The 15,268-nt window shown below is 61.7% G+C and carries 8 protein-coding genes; 6 read left to right on the top strand and 2 right to left on the bottom strand.

All coding sequences use genetic code 11. From position 1 onward, the window contains the following. Positions 1-150: 150 nt before the first annotated feature. Genes QRN61_RS07935 through QRN61_RS07910 form a run of 6 tightly spaced genes read left to right on the top strand, consistent with a single transcriptional unit; the run spans position 151 to position 6,870 of the window. Positions 151-876 carry an RDD family protein gene (locus tag QRN61_RS07935; protein WP_027612514.1) on the top strand — a complete coding sequence of 242 codons (726 nt, stop codon included), beginning with the start codon at positions 151-153 and terminating at the stop codon, positions 874-876. Next, positions 873-1,850, top strand: a complete 978-nt coding sequence (locus QRN61_RS07930) for a stage II sporulation protein M (RefSeq protein WP_285373531.1) — start codon at positions 873-875, stop codon at positions 1,848-1,850. Before QRN61_RS07935 ends, QRN61_RS07930 begins: the two co-directional genes overlap by 4 nt. After that, positions 1,837-3,384 (top strand): DUF4129 domain-containing protein, encoded by a 1,548-nt coding sequence (locus QRN61_RS07925; RefSeq protein ID WP_285373530.1) that lies wholly within the window; start codon positions 1,837-1,839, stop codon positions 3,382-3,384. Before QRN61_RS07930 ends, QRN61_RS07925 begins: the two co-directional genes overlap by 14 nt. Continuing rightward, positions 3,381-4,544 carry a DUF4350 domain-containing protein gene (locus QRN61_RS07920; RefSeq protein WP_285373529.1) on the top strand — a complete coding sequence of 388 codons (1,164 nt, stop codon included), beginning with the start codon at positions 3,381-3,383 and terminating at the stop codon, positions 4,542-4,544. Before QRN61_RS07925 ends, QRN61_RS07920 begins: the two co-directional genes overlap by 4 nt. Continuing rightward, complete coding sequence (locus tag QRN61_RS07915) at positions 4,541-5,542, top strand: AAA family ATPase (RefSeq protein ID WP_097085980.1); 1,002 nt, start codon at positions 4,541-4,543, stop codon at positions 5,540-5,542. The genes QRN61_RS07920 and QRN61_RS07915 overlap by 4 nt, the downstream gene beginning before the upstream one ends. After that, a complete protein-coding gene (locus QRN61_RS07910; protein WP_285373528.1) occupies positions 5,539-6,870 on the top strand; it encodes a DUF58 domain-containing protein in 1,332 nt (443 codons plus the stop codon). Before QRN61_RS07915 ends, QRN61_RS07910 begins: the two co-directional genes overlap by 4 nt. A gap of 26 nt (positions 6,871-6,896) precedes the next feature. On the opposite strand, the gene QRN61_RS07905 is transcribed toward QRN61_RS07910, so the two are convergent. Both QRN61_RS07905 and QRN61_RS07900 read right to left on the bottom strand, forming a co-directional pair. Continuing rightward, a complete protein-coding gene (locus tag QRN61_RS07905) occupies positions 6,897-11,171 on the bottom strand; it encodes an Ig-like domain-containing protein (RefSeq protein WP_285373527.1) in 4,275 nt (1,424 codons plus the stop codon). After that, complete coding sequence (locus tag QRN61_RS07900; RefSeq protein WP_285373526.1) at positions 11,164-15,234, bottom strand: Tc toxin subunit A-related protein; 4,071 nt, start codon at positions 15,232-15,234, stop codon at positions 11,164-11,166. The genes QRN61_RS07905 and QRN61_RS07900 overlap by 8 nt, the downstream gene beginning before the upstream one ends. Between the last annotated feature and the right edge of the window lie 34 nt (positions 15,235-15,268).

The raw sequence follows: 15,268 nt of genomic DNA, 5'->3' as shown, positions 1-15,268 counted from the left end.
CTAGGCGTTGAACCGCGGTTGCGGCCAGCGCTGTGTCATTCAACCACCGCGCATCACACGATGTGCAATACATAGTTATGTCGTTTTCCCCCAAGAGGCTGCTAGCATCGGACCGACTTCGCATCCCGATCCGGCCCCATCAGGTAGCCCATGCTCGAGAACACAGCACTGCCACGGAAAGCACCGCTGAAACCGCCACTCGATACCCGCTATCAAGTGGAAACCCCGGAGGGCATCGACCTGCCGTTGCGCCCGGCCGGTCTGATGGTGCGCAGCCTCGCTTTCGGCATCGACCTGGGCATTCGCGGGGCCATCCTCGGCGTGCTGTTTCTGCTGCTGGCGTTTCTCGGCCAGCTCGGCATGGGTCTGGGTTCGCTGCTGCTGTTTGCCGTCAGCTGGTGGTACATGGTGCTGTTCGAAGTGTTACGTCAGGGCCGTTCGCCGGGCAAGCAATGGATGGGCCTGCGGGTGATCCACGATGACGGCACACCGATCGGCTGGTCGGCCTCGCTGCTGCGTAACCTGCTGCGTTTTGTCGATCTGCTGCCGTTCGGCTATTTCCTCGGTGCCATCAGTTGCCTGCAACACCCGACCTTCAAACGCCTGGGCGACATCGCCGCCGGCACGCTGGTGGTCTACAGCGAACGCGCCCTGCTCCGCCCGCAATTACCTGACGCCCAGCCACGCAGCTCGCCCGTGCCGCTCAACCTCGGCGAACAACGCGCCTTGCTCGCCTTCGCCGAACGTCAGGCTGAACTGTCGCCGGCGCGGGTCAATGAGCTGGCCGCGCTGCTCGCCCAACCGCTGCACATCTCGGCGCCCAAAGCGGTCAGCGAACTCAATGGCATCGCCCGCGGCTTGTTGGGTCCGACATGAAGCAGAGTCTTTTCGAAGCTCGTCACAAGGCCGAATGGGAGCGCTTCACCCTGGCCCTCGAACGCCTCGAACATGGCAAGGACACCTCGCAGGCAGCCAGTTTCCCCAAGGCTTATCGACGCCTCTGCCAGCATCTGGCGCTGGCGCAGGAGCGCGGTTACAGCAGTTTTCTGATCGACTCGCTGCAACAACTGGTGTTGCGCGGCCACCAGCAGCTGTATCGGCACCGCAGTCGATTCGGCGCCAACCTCCTGGGTTTCATCCTCGCTGACTTTCCTCGACTGGTGCGTGCCGAATGGCCGTTTGTGCTGGCCGCTGGTCTGATGTTTTTCGGCAGCCTGATCGGCTTTGCCTCGCTGGTGTATGCCTTTCCCGAACTGATCTACAACCTGATCCCCGCCGAACAGGTGCGCGACATGCAGAGCATGTACGACCCGGTGGCCGGGCACCTCGGGCGCTCGGCCGAACGGGCGGCCAGCGAAGACTGGGTGATGTTCGGCTATTACGTGATGCACAACATTGGCATCGCCTTTCAGACTTTCGCCAGCGGTTTGCTGCTGGGCGTCGGTAGCGCGTTCTTCCTGTTCTATAACGGCTTGATCATCGGCGCGGTGGCCGGGCACCTGACCGAAATCGGTTTTGGCCAGACGTTCTGGTCGTTCGTGATCGGCCACGGCGCCTTCGAGCTGAGCGCCATTGCCCTGGCGGGCGCGGCGGGGCTAAAGCTCGGCTGGGCAGTGATTGCACCGGGACGGCTGACCCGTGGTGAAGCACTGGTGGAGGCGGCGCGCAAAAGCGTGCTGCTGGTGTGTGGGGTCACGCTGTTCCTGCTGATCGCAGCGTTCATCGAAGCGTATTGGTCGTCGAAGACCGGGGTCACACCGCCGATCAAATATGCGGTCGGTGCCGCATTGTGGCTCGCAGTGGCGGCCTATCTGCTGTTCGCCGGAAGGACACGCCATGCGCCTGAGTGATGCCACCGTGGCGATCCGCCCGCGCAGCACCTGGGAAGCCATGGACCTGGGCGTGCTCATGAGCCAGCAGCATCGACGCCTGCTGATGACCAGTTGGGCCATCGTCACCCTGCCGCTGTTCGCGGTGCTGACGTTGTTGCTATGGGATTCGCCGTCGCTGGCGGTATTCATTTTCTGGTGGCTGAAACCGGCGTACGAACGCCTGCCGCTGTACATCCTGTCCAAAGCCCTGTTCGGCGAAACACCGACACTGAAACAGGCCCTGCGCGAATTTCCTCGACTGCTCAAACCACAATGGCTGGCCAGCCTGACCTGGCGCCGGCTGAGCCTGAGTCGCAGCTTCCTGCTGCCGGTGGTGCAACTCGAAGGCCTCGACGGCACCGCTCGCCAGCAACGCTTGCAAGTGTTGCTGCAACGCAATGCCGGCGCCGCGCAATGGCTGACGATCATCGGCATGCATCTGGAGACCGCACTGTGGATCGGCCTGATGGTGCTGTTCTACATGCTGCTGCCGCAGCAGATTGAAACCGACTGGGACTGGCAATCGCTGATCCTCGACGCCGATCACCATTGGCGTTGGCTGGAACACCTGACCAACGCCTTCTACGCCCTGGTGCTGGTGGTCTGGGAACCGATTTATGTCGCCTGCGGTTTCAGCCTGTATCTGAACCGGCGCACCGCACTGGAAGCGTGGGACATCGAGTTGGTATTCCGTCGTTTGCGCCAGCGTTTGAACAGCAGCGCTCTGGGTTTGCTGTTGGCGGTCTGTCTTTTGCTGCCGGCGGTGCCACCCGTATGGGCTGCAGCCGATCCCGCCAGCGCACCGGAGGCACCCCGCCTGTTGCACCAACCGCTGACCAGTCAGGCTGCGCACGACAGCATCAAGGCGCTGCTCGAACAACCACCGTTCAAGAACAAGGAAAGCGTGACCCGCTATCGCTTTGGCGACGATCCGGCAGCCCCGTCCGAAGCCAAACCCGGTGAGGCGCCGCAATGGCTGAAAACCCTGCTCGGCTGGCTGGACAGTCAGCGCTTCAATGCGCTGGCCGGCCTGATTGAAGTGTTGTTGTGGGGAGCGTTGATCGCCGCTGTGGGCTGGCTGATCTGGCGCTACCGGGAGTTCCTGAGCACCTTCGTCAGTCGCCGGCCGAAGTTGCCCGCCCGCATCAGGCCACCTGCACCGCAGAAGGCATTTGGTCTGGATCTGAACCCGCAATCCTTGCCCGACGACATCGCCGCCAGTGCCGAACAACTCTGGCAAACCCAGCCGCGCGCCGCGCTGGGTCTGCTCTATCGCGGGTTGCTCAGCCGTCTGCTGCACGATTTTGCCCTGACTTTGAAACCCGCCGACACCGAGCATCAGGTGCTGCTGCGGGTCGAGCAATTGCAGCGCCCGGAACTGCTGGCGTTCAGTCGCAGCCTGACACAGCACTGGCAGAACATGGCCTACGGGCATCGCGTGCCGGCGGCGCATCTGCAACAGGAACTGTGTGACGGCTGGCGCGCCTTGTTCGACCATGGAGCGCGCGCTTGAACCGGCGCAACGCGTGGCTGCTCGGCGGGCTGATGGTCGCCCTGCTCGCGGCGTTGAGCGTTTATCTGTACCTCAAGGCGCGGCCCTATCAGGAAGTGATCGATCACGGCCCCTCGCCTCAGGCGCAGGCCAATCCTTATCTGGCGGCAGAACTGTTTTTGCGCGAGCGCGGCCTCAACGTCGGCCAGGCCGAAACGCTGGCGGTGCTGCCGGAAATTGATCCGCGTCGGCACACCCTGCTGTTGTTCGGCGAACGTTCGCGCATGACCCCGCGGCAGGTCGATCAGGTGTTGAACTGGGCCCGCGCCGGTGGGCGCCTGGTGTTCGTGGCCGAAGCGCTGTGGGACAAGCAGGCCAGACAAAGCGATGATCTGTTGCTGGATCGGGTGCAGTTGCACCAGTCCCTGAGCAAGGACCTCAAGGAGCCGCCGGCGGAGCTGGCCGATGATCCGTACCCGAATCTGACCAAGCTCTACCTGGAAGATGAGGACGCTCCCGCCTACGCCGGTTTCGACACCGCGTTCCATCTGGACGATCCGAACAATCTCGCCCAGGCCTGGGCCAACAGCGCCAAGGCCACGCACATGATGCAGCTGCCGTACGGCCTCGGCTCGATCACCGTGGTCACCGATGCCGAACTGTGGAAAACCCCGGCCATCAGCAAGCATGACAACGCATGGCTGCTCTGGTACCTGAGCGCCGACACCGACGTCACGCTGATTTTCAACACGGCGCACGATGGTCTGCTGACCTTGCTCTGGCGTTACTTCCCGCAAGCCATCGTCGCCCTGCTGGCGCTGATCGGCCTCGGCCTGTGGCACGTTGCTGCGCGCCATGGACCACTGCAGGCACCCGCCCCGAGTGGCCGCCGGCAGTTGCAGGAACACCTGCGCGCCAGTGCCGATTTCATCCTGCGCCACAACGGTCAGCACACGCTGTTGCAAGCCCTGCAGCAGGACGTACTGCGCCGTGCCCGCCGCCGTCATCCCGGCTTCGACCAATTGAACGTGGCCGAGCAATGGCTGGTGCTGTCGCGCCTGACCCGCCAGCCGACCCGCGCCATCAGTCAGGCCCTCAGCCCGGTGCCGAAACAGCGCATGAGCAGCGCCGATTTCAGTCGCCAGGTGGCCCACCTGCAAACCTTGAGGAACACGCTATGAGTGAACAGATCGAGCCCGGTAGCGCCAGCCACACCGCCCAGCAACGCCAGCGTGCCAGCCAGTTGGCGCAAGCGCTGCGCGGAGAATTGCAGAAGGCCCTGATCGGCCAGAACAGCGTGATCGACGATGTGCTGACCGCGCTGATCGCCGGCGGTCACGTGCTGCTTGAGGGCGTTCCGGGGCTGGGCAAGACCTTGCTGGTGCGGGCGCTGGCGCGCTGCTTCGGCGGCGAGTTCGCGCGCATCCAGTTCACCCCGGACCTGATGCCCAGCGACGTCACCGGCCACGCGGTGTACGACCTGCACACCGAGCAGTTCAAGCTGCGCAAGGGGCCGCTGTTCACCAACCTGCTGCTGGCCGACGAGATCAACCGCGCACCGGCGAAAACCCAGGCGGCGTTGCTCGAAGCGATGCAGGAGCGCCAGGTCACCCTCGAAGGTCGGGCGCTGCCGATCGCCCAGCCGTTCATGGTGCTCGCCACCCAGAACCCGATCGAGCAGGAAGGCACTTATCCACTGCCGGAGGCCGAACTTGACCGCTTCATGCTCAAAGTGCGCATGGATTACCCGGAGGCCGAGCAAGAGCTGAACATGGTGCGTCAGGTCAGCCGCTCGACCCGCGCCGACATGCTCGACGTGCAGCCGTTGCGCACGGTCCTGCAAGCCAAGGACGTGCAGGCCTTGCAACGCATCGCCAGTGACCTGCCGATCGACGATCAGGTGCTCGATTACGCCGTGCGGCTGGCGCGCAGCACCCGCTCCTGGCCCGGCCTGACCCTCGGCGCCGGGCCGCGCGCCTCGATTGCGCTGGTGCGTTGCGCCCGCGCCCGTGCATTGCTGCGCGGCGGCGAGTTCGTGATTCCCGATGACATCAAGGGTTGCGCGCTCTCGGTGCTGCGCCATCGGGTGCGGGTGGCGCCGGAGCTGGACATCGAAGGTCTGCAGGTCGATCAGGTGCTGCAACAATTGCTCGACCAAGTGCCGGCGCCGCGCTTGTGAAACCGTCACGCCTGCTGCTGATCTGGCTCGCGATTCTGCTGGCCGTCGGCACGCTGCTGGGCACGCTGCAAGCCCTCGACATCGCCGTGCCCGCCACGCTGTTGTCGATCAACTGGGGCTTGCTCCTGGCCCTGCTGGTGCTGGCGATCATCGATTCGCTGCGCCTGAACAACCTGCCCTCGCCGCGCATCCAGCGGCAGATGCCCGGCAGCCTGGCACTCGGCCGTTGGAGCGAGGTGCGGCTGCAGCTCAGCCATGACTTCATCGAGCCGGTCGCGGTGGAGCTTTTCGACCACGTGCCACAGGGCCTGAGCTTCGAAAACCTGCCGCTGGCGATTGAACTGCAACCCGGGCAATTCAGCGCGGTCGGCTATCGCCTGCGCCCGCTCAAGCGCGGGCACTTCAGCTTCGAGCATTGCGAAATCAACCTGCCCAGCCCGTTCGGTCTGTGGACAGGCAAACGCCTGCTCGCCGTGAGCGGCGAGATCCGCGTCTACCCGGACTTCGCAAAGCTCTACGGTGGGCAGTTGTTGGCGGTGGACAACTGGCTCAGCCAGCTCGGTGTGCGCCAGCGCCAGCGTCGCGGGCAGGGTCAGGAATTTCATCAGTTGCGCGAATTTCGCGAGGGCGACAGCCTGCGCCAGATCGACTGGAAAGCCACCGCCCGCCAGCGCACGCCGATTGCCCGCGAGTATGAAGACGAGCGTGATCAACAGATCATGTTCATGCTCGATTGCGGGCGGCAAATGCGCAGCCAGGATGGCGAGCTGTCGCATTTCGACCATGCGCTGAATGCGTGTCTGCTGCTGAGCCATGTCGCGCTGCGTCAGGGCGATGCCGTGGGGCTGAGCACCTTCGCCGTCGCGCAACCGCGTTTTCTCGCGCCGATCAAGGGTTCCAGTCAGCTCAAGGTCCTGCTCAACGCCGTTTATGATCTGGACAGCAGTCAGCGTCCTGCCGACTATTCGACCGCGACCAGCCAGCTGTTGGCCCGGCAGAAGCGCCGGGCGCTGATCGTGCTGTTGACCAACCTGCGTGACGAGGACGCCGAGGACCTGCTCGCCAGCGTCAAACGTCTGAGCCAGCAGCATCAAGTGCTGGTGGTCAGCCTGCGCGAGGAAGCCCTCGACCGCGTGCGCAATGCCCCGGTACAAACACTGCCCGAAGCACTGGCCTATTGCGGCACGGTGGATTACCTCAATGCCCGGGCCGAGCTGCATGAGCAGTTGAATGCTCATGCAGTTCAGGTGCTGGATGTGCGACCCGACGAATTGAGCACCGGGCTGGTTAACCGCTACCTCAACTGGAAGCGCGCTGGGGTCATGTAACCATCCGCCCGTAGCACTCTGACGGCTTAGAAATCGATAGCCCTTTCATACAAGCGACCGCTCATACCAATTTCGATACCCACATAAACTCTGCGACCGCTGACAAAGTTGAATACTTTTATGGTTTTGCCATCCGGTCCGGTGATTGTCGGTTCATATTCGGTATCGTCGAGGCGCCAGAACACAGTTTTTCGCTCAAGCGGCACCTGCCGGCCATCGGTGATGAACACTTCAAAAAGATCTGGCCGAGGTCTCACGATATTGCTGATTCGCGGTGCTTCTGGCCCTACGACTTCGATATCGAACGAGCGTGATTGCGGATAACCGACGACCGAGCACGTCATAGGAAAGATTCCCGATTCATGCATACGCACGTTATTCAAAGTGGACACACCCGCAGGGCTGGTAACAGTCGATCTGATTTCGCCGTTGACATTCCAATCGACGGTCAACCCGCCCCAACCTAGACTGTCGCTCGAACTGACAATTGTCACTTGGCCTGAAACATAATCATTGGGATAAACCACTGCCGGGCCAACTGCAAATCTGTCAATGACCGGCCCGATCTCGACATCCAACGCGAGCAACGCGCTGTCCCATCCACCCAAGCCACCGCGTACCACAGCGGACAAAATCAGCTCGCCTGAGCTGGCGAGGTCGAACCGCACAGTCGCCTTGCCCATTGCATCGGTAACCGCCGATGGAAGTGCCACAGCATCAAGGTCCCACATGACTTCAACGCCGCCAAGCGGGTGCCGGTCAATTGCCGACACGACCGTCACTTGGGCTTCCACTTCAGCGCCCGGATAATTGGCGGAGCGAATCATGATCAGCTCAATAATTTCCCGCGGCTCCTGCAAGGTATACGGCAACTCGACTGACTCCAGATACGCGGCGTCCTCCAACGTAGCCGTGACCACCGCCGCACCCGGGGTCTGGGGCTTGAACCGTACACGGGCCAAACCATAAAAGTCGGTCTGGCTGGTGACTGTACCCAAGTCGTTGTTGCGCCAGGTGACGACCACCCCCGCGATGCCCTTACCGGTGATGGACGAAACCACGGTGACCTGCTCGACCAGTTCCTGCCCCCACTCCAGCACATGCTGGAGGCTGCTACTGGCAGCAAATTTCAATACCTGCACGCCCTCCCCCAGCGACATCGCATTGGCCGGTGACAGGCTGGCGAGGCGCTCCGCCCCCAAGCGCAGCGCGAAGCCACCGTCCTTCAGGTCGGCGCAACGCAGGGAATAGCGCAAACCGATTGCCGAGGGCCGGCGCGATGCGCCGAGCGCAGGTTCGAAACTCAGACCCAGTTCCGCAGGGCCGGTGCCGGTCAAGCCCAAGGTCAGTTCCTGGTCGAACAACGGGCTGCCATCCGGAAGCAGTACTTCGATGGCATGTGAGCCATTGCGTCGCGGAAAGTACGTGTGACTGCCCCATGGATGTTCATCATGCCCATCGAAACGCACCCGCACATCCTCCCAAGGGTTACGGGCAAGCGCCGTAAAGGGCAGGGCACGTTGCTCTTCGTAGCCATCGAACGGGCTGTGCACATTGGCCACGACGTTCTGCTGACCGTGACTGCTCGGCACCAGGCCAAACCCGGACCAGCCCAGTTCGTCGCTGACGACGCTGTCTGAACTGTCAGCGGATTTCCACTGCACCGCCACCTGCGCCACCGCTTGCCCGGTGAATGCCGAAACCACCCTGACCCAGCTCCAGGCTTTATCCTTGCCGATGACGGCGTCAACCGCTGACTCACGCCAGTCTTCGATTCGCAGCTTGTTGTGAGCGAGCTGCATCGGATTGGTGCTCATAGAGCGATCCAGGGCAGACAAGAAAAGCCCCACACTAAAGGCGCCGGAGACCTTGCTCGAGGTGAAATCCAGACTCCAGCCAACACCACCGTCACTGATTTTTTGAGCTTGATCGAGTGGCGGTTCAATGCTCGCTTCCAGGTCATCAGCCGGGGTGCCTTGCCACACCAGCGTTGCCTGCAGGCCCACCAGCGGGCTCAAGGCATTGGGCAGATAGCGCAAGGTGTGCGTGGCCCCGATGCAGGGAAACATTTTCTGACTGGCGCTTGTCGCAGTCACCTGATCCAGCATCAACGTCAGTTCATCCATAAGCTCTGTGGAGATCAGCCGACCGAACAACTCCCGGGGCGCGGTAAGCCCCGGGGTCTTCAAGGCCAGACTGAACAGGCTGCTGGTACTCGACGCGATCTGTGAACTGAAGCGCCATTCCAGCCCCAATGGCCCAAGCCTCAACGGCTTGTCGATATCCGAGACGATCAAGCCGTTCCCCGGCGGCTCGCCACGCCATTGCAGTGTGACCATCTCTCCATCCAGCGTACTGCCGGGCGTGATTTCTATCCGCAAGGTGTGCGGCTCACCGCGCCAGCACAGCAGGCCCAATTCGGTCAGGTCAACCTCATTGCCGTCAAACAGGATGTTGATTTTGCTTTTCCAGGGACTGCTCTGCAGTGCCTTGACCGCAAACGGTCGCTCCACCGGCACCGCTTCGTCATGCGCCCGCACGCGGGCGGTCACCACCAGCTCACCGTCACGGCTCGGTTGATACAACACGCTGGCCCAGCCACCGATCCCCGATCGGGTGGCAATCGTGCCTTCGGGAGTCTGCCAGTCCACCCGTGCATTGTTGACCGGATCGCCGTTGCCGCCGGTGACCACATGCATCACCTGCACCCGCAACAGAACACTTTCGCCTTCGTCCACAACGGGAAATTTGTTGGCCTCCTGAACGTCGCCAATGCGCACTAGATTGCGTGCCAGTGACATCGGTTTTCTGCTGGAGGGCAACAGCAGCTTCGAACACAGCAACTGCAAGTGGAAGCGACCGTCGAGTTTGTCCTGGCAGATCAAATCCCAGTTCAGGTCTGTTGTGCCTACAGGTATCGAGGCTTCAAGCTCCGGGCGCAGTTGCACGCCCAACTGTGCGGCGCTATCGCCTTCCCAATGCAATGCCATCGTGGAGCCACGTAACACTTCAGGCACCCGCACGCTCAGTTGATAGGTCGAGCCACGGTTGGGATAGCCGGTCTTCTGCGCCCAGGGCAAGGCGTTGCTGTCTACCACCGCCAGAACGTCCTTCCATGGATCGGTCGCCAGCACCTGAACGTCCAGCGTCGTGGTTTCCACCCCACTGGAATAGTAGGGGCTTGCCACCGAAGCCTGGATAGCAAGTTTTCCAGCAGCCGTTGGCAGATACTCAAAATATGCCCAGCCCTCGGCGTCGGTCGGTGTCGTGCTCAGCACCCCCAGCCCTTCGGTGGTCCAGGTCACCGTGCGCCCGGCCAGAAACTGACCGGTGTACCAGGAGGCCACTCGCACCCCCAGACGCACCGATTGCGTCAACTCCAGCACCGGGAAATACGCGGCCTCCAGCACCTCACGGAACACCAGCCGGTGATGCCCCAGCGAGACCTGCATCGAATACGGCTCGGCGGTGTACTGGTTCACCAGTTGCATCGTGAACAGGTAAGGATCCTGATCACCGATCAGCGGGCACTGCAGGTTCCACGGCAAATCCAGCGGTTGATCGACGCCCCAGTCAGGCGTTGCGATAACCGCGCCTTGTGGATTGTCATCGCTCACCAATGCAGCTTTGGTGTGCAGCCAGGGGCTGTCGGGGTCGGGTACGAACGCAAGCTGGTGCTGGAAGCTCCCGTCCGCGCCCAGGCAGAGGTGAACCAGCTTGCCGGATGACGATTGCTCCGCGTCTACCTTCACCGTCTGCATTCGCGCGGGCTCAAGTTGCAAGTCCAGGCGAATCCGAGTGATCAAAACCTGAGAGTTATCGTCCTCGGGATCATTACCCGGAGCGACCACTGTGACGTAAATCTTGTCCTGGCGCTGCAACGGCAAATCGAGCTCGGCGTTGTACTTGAGCGGTCTGAATTCCAGCGGCAACCCTTGAGTGATCCGTGCCTGGTCCTCTTCAAGGTTACGAGGGCTGCCGGGCGGCAACGGGATTTCTCTAAGGATGGTTCCACCTTCATCAGTGAACATCATGCGGCCCGCTTCGGTATGCCGCGTTTCATACAGGAAAATCAGCACATACCTGGCTCCGGCGCTCGGCGTTACAGGTACGGACATTTCCTGAAAGGCAGAGGCAAGGTTTGCTACTGAAAGCATCCTGATCTGTGTGCCTTCGTACGGCTCGCCCACGACCGAAACCCAGCGGCCGTTAACCGGCCCCTTTTCCCAATGGCTCAAGGCCTCACGGAAATCACCATTGCGCACCAGACTTTCATTAGCCTGAATGACGGGTTCAACCATGATGGCCTGCTCCTTTGATATTGCCTGACTGGCGGGACGTCAGCGCCCGGGTGACCAGGTCTTTGACGGCAAGGGTAAACGTCGGCTCACCGGCCTTGGCCGTGTATCGGACGCGCAGAATGATGTCGGTGAGTGATTTGAGCATCGGCGCTTGCGGCTCGCACTCGGGCCAGGGAAAGTGCAACTGCCAGCGCGAGACCGCACCGGTGTTCTCGAACGGGTTGAGCAAGCCTTCATCCGGTTTGCCGGCGTTCATGCCGGTGTCGGCGATCCCCACGGATAAACCGATTTGCTGGCCACTGCGCAGATTGAACAGCACCTCGACCGGCGCCACCTTGCCCGCCGGCTGATGCAGGTACTCGACCGAGCGCGCCGAGGCCTGGGTAGCGGTCATGCTGCCGACCTGCAGCAGCGTCGCCTGTACATCCTGATAAGGTCCGAGCAGTACGGGCAGGTCGACCTCGACCAGATTGAGCAGCCGGCAATACTCGCCCGGGTGATCGCGATCGAATGACAACTGCGTCAGCTGGAACTCCAGCACGCCCTTTTTGATCAACTCGGCCAGCGCGTGGGTCCAGTCGGAGAATCCCGTCTGCGGATCAACCTTGTCATCGAACAGCCGTCGCAGCGAAATGGTCTTGACCCGCTCCAGACGGCGCTCATGGCTTTGCAGGTACAGGCGATCCATGCGCAGCAGGTACTCGCGCAAGTGTTCACCGGCAGTCAGTCCATGACGGTTGTCCAGCCAGACCTGCGGCAACGCCTCAGCGGTTTCGTAATCGCCGGTTTCAGCACTCAATGACGACCGGGCACTCAGGCACAGACTGACCACCGCATCGTAAGCCTGGTAGTGCAAGGCCTTGAGCTGGCCCAGCAGCCAGCCGAACAATTCTGCGTTGGTCGCGCGTTTCTTCAGGTAGTTGTAGAGCGCCAGTGCCTGACCGTTGGCCCGCAGGGTTTGCTCCAGACTCGTTCTGGCGGCATCGAGGGCGAATGTCTGCGCAGTGATCTGCTCGGCGATTGCCCCGACCTCGGCCAGTGCCTGATCTCGTTGCAACTCCCACTCTCTGCGGCGCAGGCGGTAGCTTTCGGTGATGGCTTGTTTATCCGCGTCGATCTGCAACAGCATCGCGCTGATTTCCAGACCAAAGACCACAGCATCCGCAGCTTTTTCCAAACGATGCCCACCGACAGCCGCGCCGCCAATGTTCGGTGGAGCCGCCAATGCCGCGCCTACAGACTTGATCGCGTGCAGCCCGGTGTTGATCCCTTTGACCATCGCCAGTTTGTCCATGATCTGATATTCGGCATCGCTGATGTGTTCGTAGTGCCAGGCTTTGTATCGATCGGCCCGTTGCTGGGCCATGGCCTGACTCTGGCCGAGGGCCGTGAGGCTGGCTTCAAGCTGGGCAATGGATTGCTCTTGAACCGCGCGGGCGTAGTCGCCCAGCTCCTTGAGGTGCTCTTGCTGCAGTTCTTCCTGTTCCGCCCGGTCGCGCTGTTCCAGCAGACGCAATACCTGGCTGCCGTACTCCTGCAGTGTCTGCACGGCGCGCAACGCCGCCTCGTAGCTGACGCGCCAGCGAAAGGCCCCCACCACCAGACGTCCGCCCATCGGCCGCGGCATGCCGACTCCGCCAGCGGCCAGATCGCGCAACAATTGATTGGGATCGGTGGGCGGGCTGAACAGCGGAACGTCCAGTGGTTTACCGTCAAGGGTCAGGTTGTTGCGCAAGTTGCTCAGGCGCTGCCCCGGCAAGTCGAACAGCTCAAGCAACTGCTCATTGATCGGCAGTTTGAACGACTCGTTCGCCAGCAGGCCCATCAACGGTGACGCTTCGGCGGCTGGAGGAATGTCAGCCAGGGAAAACTGCAGCTCCTGCTCGAACTGCTCAAGCGCCGGGCGGCTCGTGCTCTGGTCCAGCAAGGCTTCTACCGTCTGCGTTTGCCAACGGGTTACTGCCCGGGCGGAAGGTGGCTTGCCCATCAGAAACTGCGCCTGCACGTAACACAGTTTTGCCGCCACCAGCGCATCGCGGGTGAGCTGGCGGTAATACCAGTCGCCCCACGCCACCAGGTTCTTCACATACTCGGTGAACACCAGAATCTGGTAGTGCTGGGGTGCGGCATAGGCAATCGCATCCGGATCGGTCGGCAGCAAGGCTTCGACGCCCACATTCCCCACACCGGCCAAAGGCCGGCAACGCCAGTATTCAGGCCTCGGCGGCGCATTCCCTGGTTTTTCCGGGTCTCGCGAATCTTGCGGATCGAACACGTAATGGGACCAGCTTTGCGCTTCCAGGTAGCGATCCTCGGCCCGCAGACGGGCCGCCACCAGATGCGGCAGATGAAAAAACAGCTCCCAGAAATACAGACCGTTGGCCCCGTCGAACGCCCCGTTCGGCTCGGCGATCGCCCCCCCGTCTGGAGGCGGTTCCGTCAGGAACTGGGTCTCCCAGTCGAGTACGGCATCCATGGAAATATTGCTCAGTTGCACCAGCTCCGGGCCGAACAGCGAGCTCAAGCGCGCGCGCTGCAACATTCCGGGCTGCCTGAAACCGATGAACTGCGCTGCATCCAGCGCGTTCTTTTCCAGAGTCGGCGGTTCGAAACGGGTGATCTTGGTGAGTGAGACGGTAAAGGTCTTGCTGCCTTGGCCCGTGCCGCTCAAGGTAAATTCGGCCAGCCCGGTAAATCCGCCTTTCGGGCGTTGCAGTTTCATCCACTCAGTAGCCCAACCACCCGCGACGGGCTGCTGGCCTTTGGTTTCTGTCGGGTCATCCCCGGCCGGATTGTTCAGCTTCAAGGTAAAATCGACCTTCTCATCTCCAACCGGAGACCGCGCCCGGCACAGGCCTCTAACCCACAGATAGTCGTCTGTTTCTACCTCCGAAAACACCGCCTGCAGCCCGTAATAAGCCGTCAGATCCCCCGAGGTCTCACTCTTGATCTCGACCACCGGCTGATTTTTCGGCGTCAGTGCATGCTGCAAGGTCAGGACATCGTTGAAGCGATGAATAGCTAGATGATCGAGCCAACTGCCGTCGTCTTCGGCCATCGGCCGGAAGAGCACATCTCGGGATGCTCGCACCCTCAGACCCGTCGGGCTGATGAGCAATACACCCAGCCGTCCCTTGGGGTGAATGAGGTCATCGGCCAACGTCGTCGCGAGCAACCGGGCACCCGCGCTGTTGTCGCTGTTCTGGTCAGCGCTATACAAGCTCAGCGGTGCCGACCATTCTGCGTTCTGGCTCATGAACGCCAGGTTGATATCCAGTCTGGGGGCCAAATAGCCCTCGCTCCCCTTGATACCCACCGGGTCGCGCCACTCAGCCCACACCAGACACAAACGCCCGCCCCAGAACAGCGGCCGCATATCCAGGACTCTATTCCCCACCGGAATGTCGACAGGTTGCCATTCACTCCATGCCGCCGGGTTGACCGGATTGCCGGAAGCGGTGAGCTCGATGTCGGCCTTGCGCCAGAAATACTGAAACGGCTGCACCCGCTGCCGGCCGACAAAATAGTAAGTGGCATCGCTTGCCGAATCGCCGTCCAGACAGGCGCTGATGACATCCAGGTTGCAGGTCTGCTCGAATGCCTTGAGGTATTGCTGCGAGGCACGCTGCACCGAATCGCCGGTCAGCCGCGCCTGATTCAAGTCATTTTCCAGTGCCTTGAACAGGCGGGTCTTGCGCTGCCGCACGAAGGGGTTGATGAAGTTTTCCGGATAGACCGCGATCAACGCCAGCGCCGCCCAGTCGGGGTAATTGCTGTACAACTCCCAGAGTTTCAGGTCCTGCGCCGGAAAAGCCGTGTTTTTATAGCCCGGCTCAAGCTTGCGATACGCCGCATGAATGAATTGCTGCGCGCAACTGGTCGCCTCGGCGACCCACGAACTTTGCACCGGGTAGTTGTCCAGCGGGTCCATGCGCAACAGCTCGAACAGATCCTGCGGCGTTTTTACAAAGGAGTAGTGGGTCCTGGCAGCCTGACCGATGCAGTAATCGACCAGTGCTGCGCGGCGTTTTTCCAACAATGGAGCCAGATTGCGTTGAGTCATGGTCTTGTCCTGCATCCTGAGGTGAACGCTGCGT

The organism is Pseudomonas sp. lyk4-TYG-107 (genome assembly GCF_030209055.1).
In the GTDB taxonomy this organism is placed as follows: Bacteria; Pseudomonadota; Gammaproteobacteria; order Pseudomonadales; family Pseudomonadaceae; genus Aquipseudomonas; species Aquipseudomonas putida_A.
This window is presented reverse-complemented; position numbering and strand designations above follow the sequence as displayed.

Excerpts from the sequence above, each read along its gene's own strand:
- QRN61_RS07935 (WP_027612514.1), top strand. The coding sequence starts at position 151 with ATGCTCGAGAACACAGCACTGCCACGGAAAGCACCGCTGAAACCGCCA.
- QRN61_RS07930 (WP_285373531.1), top strand. The coding sequence starts at position 873 with ATGAAGCAGAGTCTTTTCGAAGCTCGTCACAAGGCCGAATGGGAGCGC.
- QRN61_RS07925 (WP_285373530.1), top strand. The coding sequence starts at position 1,837 with ATGCGCCTGAGTGATGCCACCGTGGCGATCCGCCCGCGCAGCACCTGG.
- QRN61_RS07915 (WP_097085980.1), top strand. The coding sequence starts at position 4,541 with ATGAGTGAACAGATCGAGCCCGGTAGCGCCAGCCACACCGCCCAGCAA.
- QRN61_RS07905 (WP_285373527.1), bottom strand. The coding sequence starts at position 11,171 with ATGGTTGAACCCGTCATTCAGGCTAATGAAAGTCTGGTGCGCAATGGT.
- QRN61_RS07900 (WP_285373526.1), bottom strand. The coding sequence starts at position 15,234 with ATGACTCAACGCAATCTGGCTCCATTGTTGGAAAAACGCCGCGCAGCA.